Origin of the sequence: Arthrobacter sp. 4R501 (assembly GCF_002929755.1) — a bacterium.
Taxonomy (GTDB): Bacteria; Actinomycetota; Actinomycetes; order Actinomycetales; family Micrococcaceae; genus Arthrobacter.
This window is the reverse complement of record NZ_PJIW01000016.1, coordinates 1-21,232: the sequence shown is the minus strand read 5'-3', so window position 1 is coordinate 21,232 and position 21,232 is coordinate 1. Positions and strand designations below refer to the sequence as shown.

21 protein-coding genes are annotated in these 21,232 nt (G+C 66.0%); 12 read left to right on the top strand and 9 right to left on the bottom strand.

The genetic code is table 11. The annotated features are described in order from the left end of the window. Window positions 1-28 precede the first annotated feature (28 nt). The 3 genes from CXR02_RS15870 to CXR02_RS15860 all read left to right on the top strand — a co-directional run bounded on the left by CXR02_RS15870 (window position 29) and on the right by CXR02_RS15860 (window position 3,963). Complete coding sequence (locus CXR02_RS15870; RefSeq protein WP_104062867.1) at window positions 29-2,071, top strand: PTS mannitol transporter subunit IICBA; 2,043 nt, start codon at window positions 29-31, stop codon at window positions 2,069-2,071. After that, window positions 2,071-3,234: a mannitol-1-phosphate 5-dehydrogenase gene (locus CXR02_RS15865; RefSeq protein WP_104062866.1), complete on the top strand. Its 1,164-nt coding sequence runs from the start codon at window positions 2,071-2,073 to the stop codon at window positions 3,232-3,234. The genes CXR02_RS15870 and CXR02_RS15865 overlap by 1 nt, the downstream gene beginning before the upstream one ends. Window positions 3,235-3,441: 207 nt before the next feature. Further along, window positions 3,442-3,963 carry a GNAT family N-acetyltransferase gene (locus tag CXR02_RS15860; RefSeq protein WP_104062865.1) on the top strand — a complete coding sequence of 174 codons (522 nt, stop codon included), beginning with the start codon at window positions 3,442-3,444 and terminating at the stop codon, window positions 3,961-3,963. Between the two features lie 7 nt (window positions 3,964-3,970). Here the strand turns inward: CXR02_RS15860 and CXR02_RS15855 are convergent, their stop codons facing one another. The 3 genes from CXR02_RS15855 to rraA all read right to left on the bottom strand — a co-directional run bounded on the left by CXR02_RS15855 (window position 3,971) and on the right by rraA (window position 7,910). Then, window positions 3,971-5,410 (bottom strand): sugar porter family MFS transporter, encoded by a 1,440-nt coding sequence (locus CXR02_RS15855; protein ID WP_104062864.1) that lies wholly within the window; start codon window positions 5,408-5,410, stop codon window positions 3,971-3,973. A gap of 204 nt (window positions 5,411-5,614) precedes the next feature. Then, window positions 5,615-7,276 carry an MDR family MFS transporter gene (locus CXR02_RS15850; RefSeq protein ID WP_104062863.1) on the bottom strand — a complete coding sequence of 554 codons (1,662 nt, stop codon included), beginning with the start codon at window positions 7,274-7,276 and terminating at the stop codon, window positions 5,615-5,617. Window positions 7,277-7,415: 139 nt separating this feature from the next. Then, window positions 7,416-7,910: a ribonuclease E activity regulator RraA gene (gene rraA / locus CXR02_RS15845; RefSeq protein ID WP_104062862.1), complete on the bottom strand. Its 495-nt coding sequence runs from the start codon at window positions 7,908-7,910 to the stop codon at window positions 7,416-7,418. Window positions 7,911-8,048: 138 nt separating this feature from the next. On the opposite strand from rraA, the gene CXR02_RS15840 reads away from it, so the two are divergent. The 6 genes from CXR02_RS15840 (at window position 8,049) to CXR02_RS15815 (ending at window position 13,617) form a co-directional block, all read left to right on the top strand. Next, entirely contained in the window at window positions 8,049-9,353 is a 1,305-nt protein-coding gene (locus CXR02_RS15840) for an MFS transporter (protein WP_104062861.1), read from the top strand. A 104-nt stretch (window positions 9,354-9,457) separates the two neighbouring features. After that, window positions 9,458-10,066, top strand: coding sequence for a TetR/AcrR family transcriptional regulator (locus CXR02_RS15835; RefSeq protein ID WP_104062860.1), 609 nt, complete (start codon window positions 9,458-9,460; stop codon window positions 10,064-10,066). A 287-nt stretch (window positions 10,067-10,353) separates the two neighbouring features. Beyond that, window positions 10,354-11,553 carry an NADP-dependent malic enzyme gene (locus CXR02_RS15830; RefSeq protein ID WP_104062859.1) on the top strand — a complete coding sequence of 400 codons (1,200 nt, stop codon included), beginning with the start codon at window positions 10,354-10,356 and terminating at the stop codon, window positions 11,551-11,553. Between the two features lie 117 nt (window positions 11,554-11,670). After that, window positions 11,671-12,171 (top strand): DUF456 domain-containing protein, encoded by a 501-nt coding sequence (locus CXR02_RS15825; RefSeq protein ID WP_104062858.1) that lies wholly within the window; start codon window positions 11,671-11,673, stop codon window positions 12,169-12,171. Window positions 12,172-12,206: 35 nt separating this feature from the next. Continuing rightward, window positions 12,207-13,172, top strand: a complete 966-nt coding sequence (locus tag CXR02_RS15820; protein WP_104062857.1) for a hypothetical protein — start codon at window positions 12,207-12,209, stop codon at window positions 13,170-13,172. Window positions 13,173-13,239: 67 nt separating this feature from the next. After that, complete coding sequence (locus CXR02_RS15815) at window positions 13,240-13,617, top strand: nuclear transport factor 2 family protein (protein ID WP_104062940.1); 378 nt, start codon at window positions 13,240-13,242, stop codon at window positions 13,615-13,617. Here CXR02_RS15815 and CXR02_RS15810 read toward each other — a convergent pair. Further along, complete coding sequence (locus CXR02_RS15810) at window positions 13,614-14,267, bottom strand: LysE family translocator (protein ID WP_104062856.1); 654 nt, start codon at window positions 14,265-14,267, stop codon at window positions 13,614-13,616. The two genes, CXR02_RS15815 and CXR02_RS15810, sit on opposite strands and share 4 nt — an antisense overlap. Before the next feature lie 104 nt (window positions 14,268-14,371). Between CXR02_RS15810 and CXR02_RS15805 the strand changes: the two genes are divergently transcribed. Continuing rightward, complete coding sequence (locus CXR02_RS15805) at window positions 14,372-14,827, top strand: Lrp/AsnC family transcriptional regulator (protein ID WP_104062855.1); 456 nt, start codon at window positions 14,372-14,374, stop codon at window positions 14,825-14,827. A 37-nt stretch (window positions 14,828-14,864) separates the two neighbouring features. Here the strand turns inward: CXR02_RS15805 and CXR02_RS15800 are convergent, their stop codons facing one another. The 3 genes from CXR02_RS15800 to CXR02_RS15790 all read right to left on the bottom strand — a co-directional run bounded on the left by CXR02_RS15800 (window position 14,865) and on the right by CXR02_RS15790 (window position 17,565). After that, window positions 14,865-15,377: a hypothetical protein gene (locus CXR02_RS15800; RefSeq protein WP_308470696.1), complete on the bottom strand. Its 513-nt coding sequence runs from the start codon at window positions 15,375-15,377 to the stop codon at window positions 14,865-14,867. 137 nt (window positions 15,378-15,514) lie between these two features. Next, entirely contained in the window at window positions 15,515-16,999 is a 1,485-nt protein-coding gene (locus tag CXR02_RS15795; RefSeq protein ID WP_104062853.1) for a WXG100 family type VII secretion target, read from the bottom strand. 107 nt (window positions 17,000-17,106) lie between these two features. Further along, on the bottom strand, window positions 17,107-17,565 hold the full coding sequence (locus CXR02_RS15790; RefSeq protein ID WP_181037261.1) for an Lrp/AsnC family transcriptional regulator: 459 nt from the start codon (window positions 17,563-17,565) through the stop codon (window positions 17,107-17,109). Between the two features lie 326 nt (window positions 17,566-17,891). Between CXR02_RS15790 and gluQRS the strand changes: the two genes are divergently transcribed. Both gluQRS and CXR02_RS15780 read left to right on the top strand, forming a co-directional pair. Further along, window positions 17,892-18,773 carry a tRNA glutamyl-Q(34) synthetase GluQRS gene (gluQRS, locus tag CXR02_RS15785; protein WP_104062852.1) on the top strand — a complete coding sequence of 294 codons (882 nt, stop codon included), beginning with the start codon at window positions 17,892-17,894 and terminating at the stop codon, window positions 18,771-18,773. A 72-nt stretch (window positions 18,774-18,845) separates the two neighbouring features. After that, window positions 18,846-19,532 carry a phosphohydrolase gene (locus CXR02_RS15780; protein WP_258061025.1) on the top strand — a complete coding sequence of 229 codons (687 nt, stop codon included), beginning with the start codon at window positions 18,846-18,848 and terminating at the stop codon, window positions 19,530-19,532. On the opposite strand, the gene CXR02_RS15775 is transcribed toward CXR02_RS15780, so the two are convergent. Both CXR02_RS15775 and CXR02_RS23030 read right to left on the bottom strand, forming a co-directional pair. Next, the gene (locus tag CXR02_RS15775; RefSeq protein WP_104062851.1) at window positions 19,529-20,770 is read right to left on the bottom strand and encodes a low temperature requirement protein A; all 1,242 of its coding nucleotides are present in this window, start codon (window positions 20,768-20,770) and stop codon (window positions 19,529-19,531) included. The genes CXR02_RS15780 and CXR02_RS15775 overlap by 4 nt on opposite strands. Window positions 20,771-20,780: 10 nt before the next feature. Next, a partial coding sequence (locus tag CXR02_RS23030; protein WP_258061023.1) for an HNH endonuclease signature motif containing protein occupies window positions 20,781-21,232 on the bottom strand: 452 nt, incomplete at its 5' end.

Genomic DNA, 21,232 nt, shown 5'->3' with positions numbered 1-21,232 from the left:
GCAGCAGGAATGACGGTTAGGAAAGCACATGGCAACAGAGACAGTTGCGAAATCCCGCACCAGCCTGCGGGTTCACGTCCAGAAGTTCGGGACGTTCCTGTCCGGCATGATCATGCCCAACATTGGCGCGTTTATCGCGTGGGGCCTCATCACGGCCCTCTTTATTGAGAAGGGCTGGATCCCGGTCCCAGCCTTGGGCGGCTTCGACACCAACGCCGACGGAACGCCCAACGTGGGCCTGGTTGGCCCCATGATCACCTACCTGCTGCCGCTCCTGATCGCCTACACCGGCGGCCGGATGGTCTACGACGTCCGCGGCGGCGTGGTGGGAGCCATCGGCACCATGGGCGTCATTGTGGGCGCCGGCATCCCGATGTTCATCGGCGCCATGATCATGGGCCCGCTCGGCGGCTGGACCATGAAGAAGATCGACCTCCTGTGGGAGGGCAAGATCCGCCCCGGCTTCGAGATGCTGGTCAACAACTTCTCGGCCGGTATCTGGGGCGCGCTGCTGGCGATGCTGGGCTTCTACGGCATCTCGCCGCTGGTCCAGGCCTTCAGCACGGCCGCCGGCAACGTCGTGCAGTTCCTGGTCAACAACGGCCTGCTGCCGCTCACCAGCATTTTCATCGAGCCCGCCAAGGTGCTGTTCCTGAACAACGCCATCAACCACGGCGTGCTGACCCCGCTCGGCATCCAGCAGTCGCTGGAGCAGGGCAAGTCCATCCTGTTCCTGCTGGAGGCCAACCCCGGCCCCGGCATGGGCATCCTGCTGGCCTACATGTTCTTCGGGAAGGGCATTGCCAAGGGTTCGGCCTCCGGCGCAGCGATCATCCACTTCTTCGGCGGCATCCACGAAATCTACTTCCCGTACGTCCTGATGCGCCCGCTGCTGATCCTGGCCGCGATCGCCGGCGGTATGACGGGCATCGCCACCATGGCCATCACCGGCTCCGGCCTCGTTGCGCCGGCGGCGCCTGGTTCGATCATCGCCGTGCTCGCCCAGACCTCCCGTGACAGCTACGTCGGGGTGATCCTCGCGGTGGTGCTCGCCATGACGGTCTCGTTCCTGGTGGCCTCGGTGATCCTGAAGACCACTAAGCACAGCGACGAGGTGGACCTGGGCGACGCCACATCGAAGATGGAAGCAATGAAGGGCAAAAAGAGCTCCGTCTCCTCCATGCTGACCGGCGCGGGCGCAGGCGTGGGTACGGCCGTCCTGGCCGGCCCCATCAAGAACATCGTGTTCGCGTGCGACGCCGGCATGGGCTCCAGTGCCATGGGCGCCTCGGTGCTGCGGAACAAGATCAAGGCGGCTGGGTTCCCGGACGTCAAGGTCACCAATGCCGCGATCGCCAACCTCAGTGACACCTACGACGTGGTGATCACCCACCAGGACCTGACCGAACGCGCCAAGCCCGTCACGTCCAGCGCAGCGCACTTCTCGGTGGATAACTTCATGAACAGCCCGCGGTACGACGAGATTGTGGAGCTGGTCAAGGAGCATAACACCGAAGGCGCAACGCCCGACGCCGGTGCTGCCGCCGCCGCAACTGCCGCCGGCCACGGCGCCCACGTCGCCAGTGCCCCGGTGGAAGCGGCACCCGGCAGCGGTGAGGCACCCGCCGCCGTCGCGCCTTCCGACATCCTCGTGGCCGACAGCGTCATCCTTAACGGCACAGCCACCACCCGCGATGCCGCCATCGACGAAGCAGGCCAGCTGCTCCTGGCCCGCGGCGCTGTGGACGAGGGCTACCTCGCGGCCATGCACGAGCGCGAGGAATCCGTGTCCACCTACATGGGCAGCTTCCTGGCCATCCCGCACGGCACCAACGCCGCCAAGGACCACATCCTGAAGTCCGCTGTGTCCGTGATCCGCTACCCGGACGGCATCGACTGGAACGGCAAACAGGTCAAGTTCGTGGTGGGCGTGGCCGGCATCAACAACGAACACCTCCACATCCTGTCCTCCATCGCGAAGGTCTTCACCAGCAAGGCCCAGGTGGCCCAGCTGGAAGCGGCCACGTCCGTTGAGGAAGTCCTGGAGCTATTCGGAAAGGTGAACGCATAGTGAAGGCGGTACATTTCGGAGCCGGGAACATCGGCCGCGGCTTTGTGGGGCTGTTGCTGCACCAGGCCGGTTATGAGGTGGTATTCGCGGATGTCGCGGACGCACTCATCGACCAGCTCGCGGCAGCAGACAGCTACAACGTCCACGAGGTGGGGGAGAAGCCCACCGTCCGGACGGTGGACAACTTCCGCGCGCTGAACTCCGGCACGCAGGAAGCGGCGCTGGTGCGGGAAATCGCCACGGCGGACATCGTCACCACTGCCGTGGGGCCGCACATCCTGAAGTTCGTGGCGCCGGCCATCACCAAGGGCATCGCCGCGCGGGCTGCCGGGCTGGCGCCGCTGCAGGTCATGGCCTGCGAGAACGCCATCAACGCCACCGACGTCCTGCGGACCGAAGTCGCCGCCCTCTGGGACGACGCCGCCGGGTCCCTGGACGCCGCGGCGGTGTTTGCGAACACCGCTGTGGACCGGATTGTGCCCAACCAGGCGCCTGGGCAGGGCCTGGACGTGACCGTGGAAACGTTCTACGAGTGGGTCATCGACCGGACGGCGTTTGGCGATGCTGCGCCGGTCATCCCGGGCGCGACGTTTGTGGATGAGCTCTCGCCCTACATCGAGCGGAAGCTCTTTACGGTGAATACGGGGCACGCCTCCGCTGCGTACTTCGGCTTCGAGGCCGGGCTGGAAAAGATCTCCGAGGCCATGGCCGATCAGGACGTGGCGGAAGATGTGCGGGCCGTCCTGGAGGAAACCAAGCAGCTCCTGGTGGCCAAGCACGGCTTCAACAACGACGAGCAGGAAGCCTACGTCCAGAAGATCCTGGTCCGTTTCTCCAACCCGCACCTGCCGGACACCGTGAACCGGGTGGGCCGCGCCCCCATGCGCAAGCTCAGCCGGCACGAACGGTTCATCGGCCCCGCGGCTGAACTCGCCGAACGCGGGATCGTGCCCGAGGCGCTCCTGGGTGCCATCGCGGCGGCCCTGCGCTTCACGGACCCCGCCGACGCCGAGGCCACCGAACTCGCGCAGATCCTGGCTTCGTCGTCGCCTGCCGACGCCACAGCCAGGATTACCGGGCTGGCACCGGAGCACCCGCTGTTTGCGGCGGTGTCCACGCTGGTGGAGGAACGCCAGGCGGAAGGGGCGAAGGCACCGGCCTGACCCCCACCGGCCTGACCCCCACCGCACGCACCCACCCCCAGGACGCTCTCTCACTTGATGTGGGTTTTCGAGCAACCCTCTCGCAGATAATGCGGTTCTTGGCCAACGCTCTCTCACCTGGATGAGAGAGCGTTGGCGTTTAAGGCGCCGAAAGTGAGAGAGGTTCTCGGAGGGATAGTTTCGCAAGCCTTGTGGAATGCTGGGGAGATGACCACGAGCCCCGGTGCCCTGACCGCCTTGCTGACTGCCGACGTCGACGGCGGGACCTTCCGCCTCAGGCACGCCGTGTCCGGGGACCTGCCCGCCATTGTGGCGCTGCTGGCCGACGATTCCCTGGGCGCCAGCCGCGAAGTGGGCCATGACATGGCGCCGTACGAGCGGGCCTTCGAAGCGATCGACGCCGACCCGTGCCATTTGCTGGTGGTGGGCGAGCACGTGCCGGCTGGGGCGGCTGACGGCCGCGTCGTGGGCACCTTCCAGCTGAGCTTCCTGCCCGGCATCTCGCGGCAGGGGTCGTGGCGCTCGCAGCTTGAGGCGGTCCGTGTGGCGGGCAGCCTTCGTGGCCAGGGCCTGGGAAACCTGATGGTGGGGTGGGCGATCGAGGAATCGAGGCGCCGCGGCTGCACGCTGCTGCAGCTGACCACTCACAAGTCGCGGACAGCCGCCCACCGGTTCTACGAGCGGCTCGGCTTTGACGCCAGCCATGAGGGCATGAAGCTTACTCTCTGACCCGGCGTCAGGCCTTCTTGGAGCCCTTGGGCACAAACAGCGTCTCGGCCTGCTCCAGGGACATGCCGTTGGTCTCCGGCACCTTGAACATCACAAAGAAGAACGACGCCGCCGCGAACAGCGCGTACATGGCGTAGGTCAGCGGCAGGGAAGCCGCGGCCATCACGGGGAAGCTGAGCGTGATGGCAAAGTTGGCCACCCACTGCGCGGCTGCGGCCAGGCCCAAGGCGCGGGCACGGATCCGGGACGGGAAGATCTCACCAAGGAGGACCCAGACCAGCGGGCCCCAGGAAGCGCCGAAGCTGACCACAAAGATGTTGGCCGCCACGAGGGCCACCGGACCCCAGGCGCCCGGCAAGGAGATCTCGGAGCCTGAACCGACCGCGGCGGAGAACGCCAGCGCCATGGTGCCCAATGAGACCGCCATGCCGATGGACCCGGCCAGGAGAATGGGGCGGCGGCCGATCCGGTCCACCAGTGCGATGGCCACGAGTGTCACCAGGATGTTGGTGATGGAGGTTGCCACCGAGATGGTTAGCGAGTCCTTCTCCTGGAAACCGACGGCCTTCCACAGCGTGGTGGAGTAGTAGAAGATCACGTTGATGCCAACGAACTGCTGCAGGACCGAGAGGACGATGCCCACCCAGACCACTGCCTGCAGGCCGAACGTCTTGCCACGGAGCGAGCCCTTCTGGCCGGACAGCTTGTCCTCTTCGATGGCGTCCTGGATCTCGCGGATGTGCCGGTCGGTGTCCTCGGACGGGGCGATGGAGTCGAACACCTTGCGGGCTTCGTCTTCCTTGCCCTGGAACACCAGGAACCGCGGGGATTCCGGGAGGGTGTAGGCGATCCAGCCGTAGACCACGGCGGGAACCGCTGCGGTGAGGAACATCCAGCGCCAGGCTTCCAGTCCGAGCCAGAAGGCCTGGTCCGCGCCGCCGGCGGTGGTGGCGAAGAGCGCGTCGGACAGGAGTGCGGCGAAGATACCGGTGGTGATGGCCAGCTGCTGCAGCGACGCCAGCCGGCCACGGACCTGCCGCGGGGAAATCTCGGAAATGTAGGCCGGCGCAATCACCGACGCGAGGCCGATGCCCAGGCCGCCCACCAGGCGCCAGAAGATCAGGTCCCAGACGCCGTAGGCGAAGCCGGTTCCGATGGCGCTGACCAGGAACAGCACCGCGCCCAGCTTCATGGCGGGGATGCGGCCGTGGCGGTCGGCGACTTTGCCAGCGAGGAAGGCGCCTGCCGCGCAGCCCAGCAGGGCGATGGCCACGGCGAAGCCGGTCACGGCCTCGGAAAGCGCGAACTCATCCTTGATGGCATCCACTGCACCGTTGACCACGGAGGAGTCGAAGCCGAACAGGAATCCGCCCACCGCGCCTGCGAGTGCCAGCCAGATCACCCGCTGCGGGATCTTGGCGGTGGTCTGCTCCTTGGCGGTGGACATGGTGCTCCCTGGGTTTGGGGTTGGGTGGATGCGAGTGCGGACGTCGTCGGCTGCGGTACCGGCTCACAGGCCGGCGCACACGCGCTAAACAGTGTGGCACGTCACCGCCCGCCGTTCCACTTCGGACCAGTGCCCGCCGAAACAGAAAGACGACGACGGCGGGGTGTGCCGCCGTCGTCGTCTGTCTGTTTCAGGGGAGGCGGCTTAGTGCGCCGCCACCGCAGCTGCGTTTCCCTGCGGGGCCAACTTCGGGTCCGTCAGCTTCTTGTTCGGCAGGGCGAAGCTGATCAGGAACGCGATCCCGGTGAGGACAGCAGCGGTGATCATCACGGTGTCGATCGCGTACGCGAAGCCCTCCGTAATGGGCCGGGTGAGCACGCTGTTGGCGGAGTGGAGCCAGCTCGTGTCATTGAGCGATTCGTTCGATGCCCCGTTCTGGAAGAACTCGTACAGCTTGGCGTTGGCGGGGTCCGCTGCCACGGCCGGGTCGCGCAGGACGGCCTGGTAGTCGGCACTGGACATGGCTGACTTCATCGTTTCGGCGATCCGGCTCGCGGCCAGGCTGAACAGCATGGAGATGAACACGGCCGTGCCCACCGCGCCGCCCATGGACCGGAAGAACGCCGCGGAGGAGGTGCCCACGCCCATGTCCTTCGGGGGCACGGAGACCTGCATGGCCAGGGTGAGCGGCTGCATGCAGAAACCCAGCCCCATGCCGAAGAACACGGCGATCACGCCGGGAACCCAAAGGCCCGTGTCCACGCCCAGGGACAGTCCCATGACCAGCGCGGCGGTGGTGAGAATGCCCGTACCCACGATGGGGAAGATCCGGTACGTGCCCGACGCCGAAATGGTGCGGCCCGCGGTGATGGAACCAGTCAGGATGCCGAGGGTGAAGGTGATCATCATCAGGCCGGCTTCAGTGGGCGTCAGCCCCTTGACCAGCTGCAGGTACATGGGCAGCATGGCGATGGCGCCGAACATGCCGATGCCGATGATGAAGTTCAGCAGCGAGGACAGGCCAAAAGTAGCGTTCCGGAAGAGCCGGAGCGGGATCAGGGCGTAGTCTCCGGCGCGTTTTTCGGCCAGCAGGAACCACATGATGCCCACCGAGCCCAGGCCGTAGCAGAGGAAGGAGTTCAGCGACATAAAGCCCCAGCTGCGGCCCTGTTCCGCCACCAGCAGCAGCGGGACGATGGCGAGCGTGATGGCGGCTGCGCCGAAGTAGTCGATCTTCTGCTTCACGTGCTTGGCCGGCAGGTGCAGGAACATAAACACCACGGCCAGGGCCGCCAAGCCGATGGGCAAGTTGATGAAGAACACCCAGCGCCAGCCGTCAAAGCCCAGGATGTTGGCCGACCCTGCGAACGCACCGCCCACCACCGGGCCGAGCACGGAGGAGATGCCGAACACCGACATAAAGTAGCCCTGGTATTTGGAACGGTCCTTCAGGGACACGATGTCGCCGATGATGGTCAGCGCGAGGGCCAGCAGGCCGCCGGCGCCCAGGCCCTGGACACCGCGGGCGATGGCCAGCTCGGTCATGGAGTGCACTGAGCCGGCGTAGAGCGAGCCGACCAGGAAGATGACGATGGCGATCAGGTACAGCGGGCGGCGGCCGAAGATATCGCTCAGTTTGCCGTACAGCGGCGTGCTGACGGTGGAGGTGATGAGGTAGGCGGTGGTGGCCCACGCCTGGAGGGACAGCCCGTCCAGGTCATTGGCGATGGTGTAGATGGAGGTGGACACGATGGTCTGGTCCAGGGATGCCAGGAACATGCCCAGCATGAGCCCCACCATCACGGTGACGATCTGACGCTGTGTCAGGATTTCGCCGGCGGCACGCACAGCGGTTGTTTTGGACATGGCTTCTCCAGGAAAGAATGAGGGATCGCGCTCGATAGTTGCTTTCAGTAACTATGTTAGTTCGCGTTTCATTCCCGCTGCCAGATATTCTTCCGGAACCGCCGCTCCTGCCGCGGACTCCCGAAGCTGGAGACCCAGATCAGCGCTCCACGAGGATGCCGTCGGGATCGCACCAGACGGTGACGCCGGGACGGAAGGTCACGCCGTCGAGCACTACATCCACGTCAACCTCACCGGCGCCGGCCTTGGCGCTCTTGCGCGGGTTGCTGCCCAGCGCCTTGACGCCCAGATCCAGTTGGGCGATCGCCTCGCGGTCGCGGATGGCGCCGTTAATTACGACGCCGGCCCAGCCGTTCGCCACGGCGCTCTCGGCGATCATGTCCCCCATCAGGGCTGAGCCCAGCGAACCGCCGCCGTCCACCACCAGCACGGCTCCGTTGCCGGGGGTGGCCAGGGTGGACTTGACCAGGGCGTTGTCCTGGAAGCAGCGGATGGTCCGCACCGGGCCGCTGAAGTGTGAACGGCCGCCGAGGGACTGGAACTGGAGTGAAACGGACGCCAGGTCCTCGCCGCGCTCATCGTACAGATCGGCGGTGTTGACGGGGCTCTTGGTGTTGCCGGCAGATGCGGTCATTGGATCTCCAGGTGTTCAGTGTCGTGGGGGCTGCGTGCTGTCCATCGCCACACAGGCAAGCGCCGTATGACAAGCGGGGCGATGCAGCCCACGATAGTCTGATTTTCAGAATCACCAACCGTTCCAGGGGGAACCAGCATGAGCCTGTCCGACACACCCGCAGCACCGGATCCCAGCGCTGCGTCGGTTCCCGGGGCGGGATCGGAAAGCCCGACGGCGGCGCTCGCCGAGCCGACGCAGAAGGTCACCGCGCGCTGGGTGACCGGGCTGGTGCTGGTCAACGTCGGCATCAACGCCGCCTTCTTCGGCCCCATCAATGTGTTCATCGGCCAGCAGGCCATCAGCATTGACGCCCTCAACAAGGAAGCCATCCTGTCCCTGGTGACGGGTTGTGGCGCCGCCGTCTCGCTGGTGGCCAACCCGCTGTTTGGGGCCCTGTCCGACCGGACCGTCTCAGGCTTCGGCCGGCGTGCCCCGTGGGTCCTGGCCGGCGCCGTCCTGGCCACGGCTGCGTTGCTGGCGATGTCCGGAGCCACGGCCGTGGCCCTCATGGTCCTCTTCTGGTGCCTGGTCCAGCTTGGCGCCAATGCTGCCTACGCGGCCATCACCGCCGCCGTCCCGGACCGTGTGCCGGTCCTGCAGCGCGGCGGAGTGGGCGGGCTGGCAGCCATGGGCCAGACCCTGGGAATCCTGCTCGGCGCGGTTTTCGGCGCGGTGGTCTCGGGAAATTTCATGGTGGGGTACACCATGTGTGCGGCCGCCCTGCTGTTCTCCGTCCTGCCGTATCTCTTCCACCGGAATGATCCGCCGCTCCCGCGGGAGGCCCGGCCGCCGTTCACCTGGGCCGGATTCCTGCGCGGTTTCTGGATCAGCCCCGCCCGCCACCCTGACTTTGGCTGGGCCTGGCTCACCCGCTTCCTGGTCAACGTGGGCAACCAGCTCACCATCGTTTACCTGCTCTTTTTCCTGCGGGACGTCATCAAGCACGAGGACCCGGCGCTGGGCGTCCTGATCCTCACGGGAATTTATGCCGTGATGGTCATGATCACCGCGGTGTTGGCCGGACCGTGGAGTGACCGGGTGGGCAAACGCAAGCCGTTTGTGATCGGCTCGTCCGCCACGATCGCCGTCGCCGGACTGATCATGGCGTTCTTTCCGGTGTGGCCGGGGGCTCTGGTGGGGGCCGGGGTGCTGGGCATCGGATTCGGCGCCTACCTGGCGGTGGACTTCGCGCTGCTCACACAGGTGCTCCCGAAGGCTGCTGACCGGGGCAAGGACATGGGGGTCATCAACGTGGCCAACTCGCTGCCGCAGGTGTTCGCCCCGCTGATCGCCTTCCTCTCCCTGCAGTTCCTGGGAGGGTACGTCACGTTGTTCACCACGGCCGCCGTCATCGGCCTGCTGGGCGCTGTGTTCGTGGTCAAGATCCGAGGGGTCGACTGATTCCGGCTTTTGCCTGTGCCGCGTATAGTTGAGGCGGACTGCAGGCACACGGGATGGGGACGCTCCCTGCCGCTGCACCATAAGAACACAACCCCGGAATCCTGATGCCCGAGACCCTTTCAGCCCATCCGTCCATGGCGGCCCGGCCCTCCACGCCGCGCCAGCGGCTGCGCTACGCGCGCGTCCTTGAATCTGCCGCAGGGTTTGCCCGCAAGGGGCTGGAGTCCGTGGACCTAGCGGAAATTTCGGAAAAGTCCGGCGTGCCGCTGGGAACCGTCTACCGTTATTTCCCCACCGCCAAACACCTGATGCTGTCCCTCTACCGCCAGCAGCTGGACGAGCTTCAAGGCCGGGCCCGCACGTCAGCGGCCAGCTTCGGCGGCCGGGCCCTCACCGGCGTGGTCATGGAGATTTTCCATATGAGGGTGATGCAGCCGGCCGTCGAGCAGTGCCTGAGCCGCTGCGTCTACCTCAAGGAGAAGGACACCACGGCACTCCTGCATGAAATCGATGCGCTGAGCGAAGCGGCGGTGGCCACCGCCTCCGACGACGACGTGGCGGCCCGGGTGCTCCTGCTGACCGTCACTGGTCTGGTCCAGTCCGTCCGCAACCGCCGGCTTTCGCTGTTTGAGGCCGAAGAGGACCTCAAAAAGGCCTGCACGCTGCTTGCTCCGGTGGCTGCCGGGGCCCGTGCGGCCCACCGATCGGCGTAACTGGTCTAGACCGGTGAGCCAATAAAGACGTCTTTATGCGGTGACGTGGCTCACAAAAGTGCCTGATTAAACGATTTGGCACGCGTGAAAGCCAACGAATGCACTTTCCGGGGCGTGAGCGCTGCTTAGTATTGAAGGACCGGAGTGGCTGGCAACCCGCATCTGCAAGGGCTTCACACCGGGCCCGCCACCTCTGGGCCCAAGAAGCAACGAATTCCACCTTGAGCCTCCCTGTGCTTGAGCCATTCTGCGCCGTGCGCCCACGGCTAGCCCCAGGAGACAACGACGTGTCCATTGACGTAATCGCACCTACAGACAATTCAGCAGCCACTGCCCTGACCGAGGCCGAGATCTTCGACGCCCATCAGGGCGGGAAGCTCTCGGTGACCAGCACGGTCCCGCTGTCCAACAAGCGCGACCTTTCCATCGCCTACACCCCCGGTGTCGCCGAGGTCAGCCGCGCCATCCACAACAACCCGGAACTCGCCAAGACCCTCACCTGGGCGCAGCGCCTGGTGGTTGTGGTCAGCGACGGCACCGCGGTGCTGGGCCTGGGCAACATCGGCGCCGCCGCTTCATTACCCGTGATGGAGGGCAAGTCCGCCCTGTTCAAGACCTTCGGCGAGCTGGATTCCATTCCCCTGGTCCTGAACACCACGGACGTTGACGAGATCGTGGAAACCCTGGTCCGTCTCCGCCCCAGCTTCGGCGCGGTCAACCTCGAGGACATCTCGGCGCCGCGTTGTTTCGAGCTCGAAGAGAAGCTCATCGAAGCACTGGACTGCCCGGTCATGCACGATGACCAGCACGGCACTGCGGTGGTGGCCCTCGCCGCCCTGACGAACGCCGCCAAGGTCACCGGCCGCGAACTCGCTGACCTCCGCGTGGTGGTTTCGGGCGCCGGAGCCGCAGGCATCGCCGTCGCCGAAATCCTGCTCGCCGCCGGCATCACGGATGTAGTCCTGCTCGACTCCAAGGGCGTCATCAACCGCGAGCGGGCGGACATCGCCGCCGACCCGCAGAGCAAGAAGTCCCAGATGGCGCAGCGCAGCAACCCCCGCAGCGTCACGGGCGGCCCCGGCGAAGCGCTGCTCGGCGCCGACGTGTTCATCGGGGTTTCCTCCTCGAAGCTGGACGAGGCGCATCTGAAGCTGATGAACGCCAGCTCCATCGTGTTCGCCCTCTCCAACCCGGACCCCGAAGTCCTGCCCGAGGTAGCCGCCAAGTACGCCGCCGTGGTGGCCACCGGCCGCAGCGACTTCCCCAACCAGATCAACAACGTCCTGGCCTTCCCCGGAATCTTCCGCGGCGCGCTGGACGCCGGCGCCCGCCGGATCACGCCCGCCATGAAGCTCGCCGCGGCCCGCGCCATTGCCGAACTCGCGGAAGCTGACCTTTCGGTGGACTACATCGTGCCCAGCCCGCTGGATCCGCGCGTTGCCCCGGCAGTGACGGCCGCCGTAGCCGCCGCCGTGGAAGCCGAGTAACCTCCGCAGCCACACACTGCCACACGCCCGACGGCGGTGCCTCCCCGAGCAGGGGACGCGCCGCCGTCGGGCGTTAAGCGGCGAAGCTGACCGCCGTGCCGCCCTAAACTGGGGCTCATGAACTCCGAAACCGTGGTGAGCATCCTGTGCGGTCTGGCGATCCTGGTGGGGGTGGCCGGCACCATCATCCCGGTCCTGCCCGGCAGCTTCCTGATCGGGCTCAGCCTGCTGGCGTGGGCCATCTGGGGCGGTGCCGGGGCCACGGGCTGGGTGGTCTTCGCGGTGGGAATGGTGTTTGTGCTGGCCGGTATGGCTGCCAGCGCCGTGCTGACCGGACGAAAGCTCAGGGAGCACAGCATTCCCAACCGCAGTGTGGTGATTGGCCTGGCAGCGGGTGTGGCCGGCATGTTCGTCATCCCGGTGGTGGGGCTTTTTGTGGGTTTCGCCGTGGGACTGCTGCTCAGCGAGTTCCTACGCACTCGGAACTTCGGCACTGCAACCACCACCAGCTGGGCCGCCCTGAAAGCCACCGGGCTGGGCATGCTGGCCGAGTTCGGGCTCGCGTGCCTGGCGGCCAGCACCTGGGTGATCGGGCTCTGGGTCGCGGCGGCCACGTAGGCTGCGCACGGAGGTCTGCCACGTAGCATGGAGAGATGACCGCGGGGGATGCCAGAGGACCGATCTACCGGGACGCGCGTGACCTGACGCCGTTCGGGAACGCCCACCTGCAGACCCCTGTCCGGGAACTCGCCGGCAGTGTGGGCGGCCTGATCCATGGTGTGCTGGGTGGCCGGGATGCCGCGCTGATTGCCGTGGACGGCGAGGTTCCCAGGCTCAAGCGGATGCCGGGCAAAGCGCCCAAAGCAGTCCACGATGCCATCTTCACCAGCAGGGAACCGGAGCGGCTCATCGCCGTAGGCCGCATGTATCCGGGCTGGGCGGGGCTCTGCTCCGTTATGGCCGGCCTCCTGGCGTACCAGCACGGCGGCTACCTGCGCGCATCCGAACTCCTCCAGCGCGGCCTGTCCATCAGGAACGACGACGACGCCAACCAGTATGCGGCCACTTATCTCACGCGCGTGGTCACCCGGGTGGAGGTTGCCGAGCGCATCGAAGTCCCCGTGCTGTTCAGCCAGGAATCGGTCTTCCTGGCCCTGTCGCACTCCCTGCGGGAGACGGGCCAGCTGGAAGCCGCGCTGCAGACGGTGGCCGGGCTGCCGCCGTCGTTGCCTTCAGCCTTGGCCCGCTGCGCACTGGCGTTCGCGCTGGGACGCGACAAGGAAGTGGTGATCTGGACCGAGGGGCTGCTGAACTCCGACGACCTCTCGGCGGCCCTGCTGCTGCTCCGCGGGCGCGCGCTCCGGCGGCTCGGCGCCCACGCAAAGGCGCACGAAGCCCTGAAGGAGGTGCTCCGCCGTCGGAAAACAGACGTGGTGCTCCGCAACGACGCCCTCACCGACCGTGCCCTGCTGGTGCTCGACAACGGCCGCAAATCCCTCAACCCGCGGGACTGGCTCCGCGGCCGGCCGGCGGAGCTGGAAACATTCGAAGTCATCCGCAAGGACATTGACGAGCGCCGGCTGTGGGAGCAGGAGTGGGAAAACCTGGACGGGAAATAGGCTTCGGGCGCGGGCGGCCCTAGGGACTTGCCTTGTGGACCAGGCCGCCCCGGAGTACAACGGAGGCATGAGCGACGCAGTGCGGTCCTGGATGGAAAAGTACATCGCGGCGTGGACTTCCAACGACCCGGAGGACATCAGGGCGCTGTTCACCGAGGAAGCCGTTTACGCCACCCGGCCGCATGATGCCGACGCATGGCGGGGCCGCGAGCAGATCGTGGACCGCTGGCTGGAGGCGCGGGACGACCCCGGGAACTGGACCTTTGACTGGACGCTGTTGGGGGCGGATAGCGGGCTGGGGACCGACGGCGGGCTGGCCTTTGTGCAGGGTTTCACGGACTACCTTGGTGATGGTCCCAGCTACGACAACCTGTGGGTCATCCGCCTTGAACCGGACGGACGGGCGTCGGAGTTCACGGAATGGTTTATGGAGCGCAAGGCCTAGGCTTGCTGCGTGAGCCCTGCAACCAGCGGAACCAGCTGCTCTGAGAGGAGCACCACGCCGAGGGCAACCATGATGATGCCGCTGGCCAGGGTGACTGTCCGCGCGGCGCCAGGCCGGGACTGCAGGAGCTTGCGGGCCAGCAGCGCCACACAGGTGTAAACGGTCCCGGCCAACAGGACAAACGTCAGGCCCAGCAGGCCGGACTGGACGGGGACCGGGAGGGAGGCCTCCGGGCTGACGAACTGCGGCACCAGCGCCACATAGAACAGCAGCCCCTTGGGATTGATGCCGCTGGTGCCCATGCCCTGAAGGAACGTGCGGAGCTGGTTGGCGGGCTTCCCGACGGCGTCTGCCGCGCTGAAGGAGGCCCCGCGCCAGGAGCGGAGGGTGCTGATGCCCAGCCACAGCAGGTAGCCCGCGCCCGCCACCGTAAGCCAACCCAGGACGCCCGGCAGGCCGGACAGCAGGGCCGCGAGGCCTGCCACCATCAGCAGCGTATGCAGGACGTAGCCGCCGCAAAGTCCGGCCACGGCCGGGACGAAGCTGCGCTGCCGCAGACCGGCCGTGATGGAGTACGCCCAGTCCACGCCGGGGGTGCAGGCGAGGGCTACAGCCACCAGCACAAAGGCGAAAAACAGCTGGGGATTCATGGCGGGCTCCTGTCCGATGGGTATAGGACAAACCTTATGAAGTTTCGGGCCATAAGTGCTTACCCTTTTCGCCCGGTTTGAGTCCGAATTGGTAAGATATTTGCGTGATTGACCACATTGACAGAAGTATTTTGCGCCACCTCAAAGAAGATGGCCGGATGACCGCCACGGCGCTGGCCGCGAAGGTCGGGCTTACGGTGGCGCCATGCCACCGGAGGCTCCGGGACCTGGAGGCGTCGGGGGTGATCCGCGGCTACAAGGCGGACATCGATCCGGCCGCCGTCGGGCTGGGTTTCGAGGCCATTGTGTTTGTCACTTTGCGCCAGGTGGACCGTTCCACCATGGAGATCTTCGAGAACCGGGTGGCGGACAATCCGAACATCGTGGAGGCGCAGCGGCTCTTCGGCTCCCCGGACTACCTGCTGAAGGTCATCGCCGAGGACCTGCCCGGCTACCAGCGGTTCTACGACGCCGAGCTCACGTCGCTGCCCGGGGTTGAGCGGCTGACGTCCACGCTGGTGATGAAGAACATCAAATCCAACGCCGGTCCGCCGCTGTAGCGCGTGTGCCCTTGAGGTGCGTTCGTCCTGCGTTGCCTTAGTCCGTGGGGCGGACGTGGACGATGATCACCTGGGTGTCCTTGCCGCCGTCGTACCGGAGGTCGTAGTTCACGTCCAGTCCCGTTGACGTACCCGACTTGATGGAGAAGTCGGTCTTTCGTTCCGGGTCCCGCTGGGCACCGGCGATCCAGCGTTCGGCGGAGTCGGCGTCGATCCCGTACCGCGCCACACCGTCCCGGATGAGCTCAAAATACTCGTCAGGAGAGCCGGCGGTGAGGAAGTAGGTGACCTCGCTGAAGTCCGGCCGCTTGTCCGTGGTGTTCAAGCGGATGCGGTCCGTTTCCCCGCTGATCTCGCCGCTCGGAGCAACGATGGTGAGCTTGATCTTTCCCGAGTCCCTGGTGTTGATCTCGGGCCCATAGCTGTCTTCCGTGACCCGTACAGCAGCCTTTTCCAGCTTTCCCGAACTCATGTCCAGCCGCGCGGTCTTGGAGTTGCGGATCTGGTCCACGCCGGCAGCGTCGAGGGTGGAAAATTCCGAGGTGCTCATGGTGCTCCCTTGAGAGGTCGGTTCGTTCGTGGTGCCACTGATCTGGCAGCCCGTCAGGGCGAGGCAAGCGGAAAGGGCGAGGAGTACGACGGCGGGCCGCCGCCTCTGGCGCCGAGCGGTGGTGGGGCATGTGGTGTTCACTGGTGGACCTCCGCGCCGAAGCCATCCGCAAAGCGGTCCATGATGCCGGGGATGTTGTTGGTGGGGCGGTGCTGCTCCACGCGGTCGTTGAAGTCAGAACCGATAATCTGCTCTGCCCGTCCCGGATCTGTCGCCAGGAGGCCCTGGTAGGCCGGGAGGGTGTCCTGCCGGATGAGCTCCCACCGCTGGTCCGCGTGGGAGATGTTCCCGTCTGGGAAGCCGGTGGTGAAGTCGGTGCGGAACTGGGTGGGGTTGTCCCAGTTGGTGAAGGGCACGCTTTCCGGGCCGGGGCTCTCCACGCGGAAGGTGTAGGGAAAGACTTCCGGGTAGCTCTTTGCGCCCGGGATGGACGGCTCGCCGGCCAGCGTGACCAGGTACGTTACGGCTTCTCCGCCAGGGTGGTTCCGCATGTCGTCGTAATCGTCCGCGATGATCTCGTTCTGCTCGCGGTACAGCAGGGCGGTGTTGCCCTCCTGGATCAGGTCCGGGTCACCGGAATCGATCTTGGCCCATTCCTCGGCGGTGCCGGTATCAATGGCGCCCGAGTCCTGCAATCTGTTGATTTCCTCGATGCCGCCGTTCATGTAGGCCTCGTGCTGGCGGGCCTGGTCCAGGAAGATCTCCTTGTTCATGTCCAGCATGCTGGTCTCGTAATAGCGGATCTCCTGGTCGGTCATGCCGGCCAGCTGTTCGATCTGGTCAAGGATGGGGAGCGGGATGTCCGAAGCCGGATTGTCCGCGATCTGCTGGGCGAGGTCCCGCAGCATGGCCATGTCCTTGAAACCGCCCGCGAAGGACGGGCCGATCATGTTGGCCATGCCGGCCCACTGCAGGTCCGGGTTGGAGAGGTACGCCTGGCCGTAGAAGTCGTAGACCTTTTTGATGGTCTCCCAGTTGTGTTCGGTGCCTTGGGAGGTGTCCCAGCTGGCGGGGTCGATGCCCATGTCCAGCATTGCCTGGTTGTTCCAGTAGTCGCTGAGGAAATCCGCGTATTCCTCGGAGCTTTTGTCGATCAGCCCGGAATCGGCGGCAGCATCCATGGCGGCCTTAGCAGCCTCGGGGTTTTCGAGCGCCCACTGCCTGAATTCCTCGCTGACGAGGTAGTCCTGGCGTTCTTCAGGGGTCATGCCGTTCAGCCGGTCCGTCAGGTCCTGGGCAGCGCCGTTCCCGGAACCGCTGCCACCACTCCCGGAGCCACCGCCTGAGCCGGCACCGTCGCTGGCCTTCTCCTGCTCGTCGGCGTTGGCGAGCACCGACCTGGAGGCCGACTCCAGCCCGGCCGTTGCGGACTTCAGCAGCAACATACACGATGACGTCCAGTCGCTGCGGAAGCGCTCGCCGTCGTGCCCCTTCCAGGCGCCTGTGCCGATAGCGCTGCTGAGCTGCTGGCCGAGCAGGCTCAACCTGTTGGCGCCGCCCGCCAGGTCCTTGGCGAGCTGCCGCAACTGGGCAACGTCGCCGCCGTAAAAGTTTCCCGCCATGTTTCCCCCCGAATGGATTCCCGTGCCAGCCTAGCTGCGATGCGTCCGCGAGGGCGATGGGGAGAGCTCCCCGTGCGGGGTCGAGTGCGGGCCCGGAGAGACGGAACTCAGTCCTGCAGCAGTCCGGTGGTGCGGTACGGGATGACTTCCCGCAGGAACATGCTGGTGGACGTCCGGACAATGCCGGGGCAGAGCCTGATCTCCTCGGACACGCGGTAGAGGTCGTCCGGGCTGGTGGCCACCACGCGGATCAGCAGGTCGGTGTCGCCGGCAGGGGCATGGCATTCGAGGACCTCGGGGATTTCTCGCAGGGCCGCGATGGCTTCGTTGAGGTGGCTCTGGTCCAGTTCGGCGCTGACGGCCGCCGCTACACCCCGGCCTAGGGCGGAGGGGAGCACCCGGCTGCTGTTGGGACGGAGAGCGCCCGACGCCGTCATCCGCTCCAGGCGCGACTGGACTGTCCCGCGCGCCAGGCCCAGCCGCTGGGCCAGCACCATGATGGGGACGCGCGGGTCCTCGTCCAGGGCATTGAGGATGCGCTTGTCCGTGGCGTCCAATTGCTGCAATCTGATCAGTTCCTGTCGGAGTTTGTGGTCCCTATTGGTCAGACTGACCAACAAAATGCTTGCCGATTGTGCCAACTGTATGGCGTCTGCTCAAATTGTGGCAACAAAGGGCTGAGGCTACCGCCGAATCCCGCAGGCTACAGGAACCCGGCACACCACCCGGCAACTGGACACCGCCTCCCGCAAGGAGGACGCCGCTGATTGACACTTGTTCACACCACGGTCATTCTGCACACACGGCAAGAGCCCCTGAGCCACCGACGTCGGATCCCCGAAGTCATCGGTAGCTGAGGGGCTCTTGTGCTGCCCCGGACTAGGGTTGGTCCATGACCCCAGCCGGCCGCTTTGCCCCCAGCCCCTCCGGCGAACTGCATGTAGGAAACCTCCGCACCGCGATGCTCGCCTGGCTGTTCGCCCGGTCCTCCGGCCGCGACTTCCTGCTGCGCGTCGAGGACCTTGACCGGGCGCGGGCCGGCGCGGAGTCGGAGCAGCTCCGCGATCTGGAGGCCGTGGGCCTGACGTGGGACGGCGCCGTCGTGCGCCAGACGGACCGCGGCGCCGTCTACGCCGAAGCGATCGGGCGGCTGGCTGCCGCAGGCCTCACCTACGAATGCTTCTGCACGCGCCGCGAAATCCAGGAGGCGCCGTCCGCGCCGCACGCGCCGCAGGGCGCGTATCCGGGCACCTGCCGGGACCTCGATCCTGCCGAGCTGGAGTTCAAACGCTCCACCCGGCCTGCGGCCATCCGGCTCCGCGCCGAAGTGACGGAGTACACCGTACGGGATGTGTTGCACGGTGATTTCACCGGCGTGGTGGACGATTTTGTCCTGCGCCGCAACGACGGCGTGACCGCCTACAACCTGGCCGTCGTGGTGGACGACGCCGCACAGGGCGTCGACCAGGTGGTGCGGGGCGATGACCTGCTGCCGTCCACGCCGAGGCAGGCATATCTTGCGTCACTGTTGAATATTCCTGTCCCGGAATATGCGCATGTGCCGCTGGTGGTGAATTCCGACGGCGCCCGGCTGGCCAAGCGCGACGGCGCCGTGACGCTGGCCGATCTCGCCCGTACCGGCGTTTCCGCCGCGGACGTGCGGAACCTCATCCTGCAGTCCCTTGGGCTGCCGGCTGGGACGCTGGAAAACGCACTCGCGGGCTTCCGCCCGGCGGACCTCCCGCGGGAACCGTGGGTCTGGACCGGCCCCTAGGCAGCGAGCGAACGGACGCTTGCGGCCCCACCGACGTGAGGTCACTTGCTGCCCTACGCGTAGGCTGGAGCTATGTCGGCACCCGAATTCACTGAAGCACAAATCCCTCAACCGCGATTCACTGTCGAGACGGCGCGAGTCCTGGCCGAGGTGGCCCACAACCGGCAGAAGGACAAGCTCAAGAGGCCCTACCGTGACCACGTGATTGCGGTGGGTGATGCCCTTGCAGATTTCGACGACGATATCCGGATTGCCGGTTACCTTCATGACATTGCCGAGGACACTCCCATCACGCGCCAGGCGCTGCTGGACATGGGCGTTTCCGAGCGGGCAGCGGACATCATTGAACGCGTCACCAACCGGCTGCACGATAATCCTGATGACTATCAGGCGGGGATGCACTTCATCGCCGAGGACCACGACGCGGCCCTGGTGAAGATCGCGGACAACGCCCACAATTCCCTGCCCGAGCGCGTCAGGGCTCTCGCTGCGAAGTGGCCGGACAAGCCGCCCGTCACCAAGTACCGGGATGCCCGTCCGGTGCTGTATGCCGCCGTCGACGTCGAGGAAGTCCGCAAGATCCTTGCACGGGTTAATCCCTGGCTGCTGAAGGAGTTGGACGACAGGCTCGACGACGAAGACGACACAGATTACGAGAACCTGACGTACGACGAGGCTCCAGCCGCGGAGCCGGCCCCGGTGGTCGAGCCTGTCGAGACCTTGGAAACGGCGGACAGCCGGCGAGACGGAGCCTCTTAGGCCCCTGCTTTCATCTGCTCCAGGGCTGCGTTCATCCGTTCGGTGCCGCGCTTCTCATCAATGACAATCGACACGCCCAGCGCCAGCACAACCACCAGCAGGCAGACCGGCACCGAGACCCCGGCGGCGGCAAGTCCCACGCTGCCCGCCAGCGCGACCACGATGCCAGCCGCCACGGCAAGGACCGTCCGGTCCACGCAGATCATGACGCTGAAGAGCCAGGTCAGGGAGAGTTTGAACAGCGCCACGGGTACCGCGATGCTGGCCACGGCCACGGCGGCGCTGATGTGGGCCTCATGGTCGACATAGTAGGCCGCCACGTGCAACCCCGCGCCAGTTGCGGCGATGGCCGCAAAGATGGGCATATGCCCGTAGCCGAAGAAGAATGAGCGGTGGCGCTGGAAATGTAGGGCCGGGCCGGCGGGCAGGATGAAGTAGATCCACCACATGCTGAACGCGAGGGCCGTTCCGCCGAATCCCACCAGCGCCGCGTCGACGCTCCAGCCATGGTGGGCCACAATGGCACGGAGGGTTTCGATCGCCCCGATTAGGCATTCGCCAAGGGCAATGATGGCGAGCAGCCCGTAGCGCTCGGCGATGTGGTGCGCATGCCACGGGGTCCGCATGCCGCGCTCCGCGGCGTAGGGTATGGCCATTTCCAGGATGAACAGGGGCGCAGCCACGAGGAACGTGGTCAGGATATCCGCCTCAATGATGAGCACCGCGATCCAGCCGAGCTGAACCACGCCAAGGTACGCCGCGTACCGCCGGCAGGTCTGCCGGCGTGCCGGATCCTGCCGTGCCGCGCGCAGCCACTGGAAGACCAGGGCCAGGCGCATGATCACGTAGCCGCCCACCATCACGGCGTTGTCCACGTGGTCGCCCTCCACGAGCGAGCGGAACATCGGCTCAATGCCCATTGCCAGGATCAGGACCCCGAGAAGCTGGACCATGGTGACCACGCGGAACACCCAGTCGTCGGTGTCATAGGCGCTGGCGAACCAGGTGAAGTTGATCCAGGCCCAGATCACGGCGAACATCGCGAAGGAGAATCCCAGCAGCCCGGCGCCGAAGTGGGCCTCCGCAATCTCATGTGCGAACTGGCTGCCGGCCACACCGAAGGCAATGACAAAGGTCAGGTCGAAAAACAGTTCCAGCGGGGTGGCGGCCCGGTGCTTCTCATGCGGATCCCGGCCGCCCATGCGGGCCATGGCATGCCGGATGGGATTGTTGGACATGGCTCAAAGATTACCGCCAGGTCCGTGGCCGGCTCCAGCCCGGAGAGGGCTCCGGATCCTGGAGGGCTGACCCCAACTGGGCCCACGCTGGCGAGCGATCTTCAGCGAGCAGACTTCCGGACAGGGTGCTTGAGGGCGGGGTGCTTTCGGGCAGAGAGTCGTCAGATAGTGGACGGACAGGTTCTTGGTGGCCCGTCACTTCAAGGATCTCAGGTGGCCAGGTCTGTGGTTCCCAGTCGGGGTGTTCGCTTTGGTAGTGGCGTCCGGTGGGTGATATCCAGCTTGGCGGTTCATTCTTAGTGGCGGTGGTGGGTTTCCAACCGGTGATGTGTCTGAGTCTGTGGTGCTTGCGACATGGCTGGCCGAGGTTACTGATCCCGGTGGTGCCGCCGTGGGCCCAGGCGAGGAGGTGGTCTGCTTCGTTGTCGAGGGAGTGGTTGCTGCAGCCGGGGAACGGGCACT

Bases quoted from the DNA above. Each gene is read 5' to 3' on its own strand.
- CXR02_RS15870 (WP_104062867.1), top strand. From the start codon at position 29: ATGGCAACAGAGACAGTTGCGAAATCCCGCACCAGCCTGCGGGTTCAC.
- CXR02_RS15860 (WP_104062865.1), top strand. From the start codon at position 3,442: ATGACCACGAGCCCCGGTGCCCTGACCGCCTTGCTGACTGCCGACGTC.
- CXR02_RS15855 (WP_104062864.1), bottom strand. From the start codon at position 5,410: ATGTCCACCGCCAAGGAGCAGACCACCGCCAAGATCCCGCAGCGGGTG.
- CXR02_RS15850 (WP_104062863.1), bottom strand. From the start codon at position 7,276: ATGTCCAAAACAACCGCTGTGCGTGCCGCCGGCGAAATCCTGACACAG.
- rraA (WP_104062862.1), bottom strand. From the start codon at position 7,910: ATGACCGCATCTGCCGGCAACACCAAGAGCCCCGTCAACACCGCCGAT.
- CXR02_RS15840 (WP_104062861.1), top strand. From the start codon at position 8,049: ATGAGCCTGTCCGACACACCCGCAGCACCGGATCCCAGCGCTGCGTCG.
- CXR02_RS15835 (WP_104062860.1), top strand. From the start codon at position 9,458: ATGCCCGAGACCCTTTCAGCCCATCCGTCCATGGCGGCCCGGCCCTCC.
- CXR02_RS15825 (WP_104062858.1), top strand. From the start codon at position 11,671: ATGAACTCCGAAACCGTGGTGAGCATCCTGTGCGGTCTGGCGATCCTG.
- CXR02_RS15820 (WP_104062857.1), top strand. From the start codon at position 12,207: ATGACCGCGGGGGATGCCAGAGGACCGATCTACCGGGACGCGCGTGAC.
- CXR02_RS15815 (WP_104062940.1), top strand. From the start codon at position 13,240: ATGAGCGACGCAGTGCGGTCCTGGATGGAAAAGTACATCGCGGCGTGG.
- CXR02_RS15810 (WP_104062856.1), bottom strand. From the start codon at position 14,267: ATGAATCCCCAGCTGTTTTTCGCCTTTGTGCTGGTGGCTGTAGCCCTC.
- CXR02_RS15800 (WP_308470696.1), bottom strand. From the start codon at position 15,377: ATGAGCACCTCGGAATTTTCCACCCTCGACGCTGCCGGCGTGGACCAG.
- CXR02_RS15795 (WP_104062853.1), bottom strand. From the start codon at position 16,999: ATGGCGGGAAACTTTTACGGCGGCGACGTTGCCCAGTTGCGGCAGCTC.
- gluQRS (WP_104062852.1), top strand. From the start codon at position 17,892: ATGACCCCAGCCGGCCGCTTTGCCCCCAGCCCCTCCGGCGAACTGCAT.
- CXR02_RS15780 (WP_258061025.1), top strand. From the start codon at position 18,846: ATGTCGGCACCCGAATTCACTGAAGCACAAATCCCTCAACCGCGATTC.
- CXR02_RS15775 (WP_104062851.1), bottom strand. From the start codon at position 20,770: ATGTCCAACAATCCCATCCGGCATGCCATGGCCCGCATGGGCGGCCGG.